Genomic DNA, 308 nt, shown 5'->3' with positions numbered 1-308 from the left:
GTTACCGGGTGGATTTTTCCCTACCAACAGAGGAAGCCGCAAAATAGTGCAAACTACACGGTGTTGTTCACACCATTTTAAAACGAGGTCCTCTGCTTCTATCTTGCTTAATCCATAAGGATCTTTGGCCTCTAATGGATGGTCTTCGTTGATAAAGATACCGCTTTGCTGACCATAAACCGAAACCGAACTGATAAAAACAAATTGCTCGGGTACACCAGCTTTTTCCAATCCTTTTAATAAATTTAAGGTCCCTAAAACATTAACATCATAAAATTGTTTTTTCTCGATGGCTGTCCTTGGAATGG

At 39.9% G+C, this 308-nt stretch carries 1 protein-coding gene; it reads right to left on the bottom strand.

All coding sequences use genetic code 11. The features are described 5' to 3' along the window. The coding region (locus ACM615_RS24080) for an NAD-dependent epimerase/dehydratase family protein (protein WP_431012659.1) at positions 1-308 on the bottom strand (308 nt) is incomplete at both ends.

The organism is Rahnella sp. PAMC25617 (genome assembly GCF_050606005.1).
In the GTDB taxonomy this organism is placed as follows: domain Bacteria; phylum Pseudomonadota; class Gammaproteobacteria; order Enterobacterales; family Enterobacteriaceae; genus Rahnella; species Rahnella variigena.
Note: the sequence above shows the minus strand (reverse complement) of the source record. Positions and strands in the feature narration are given on the sequence as shown.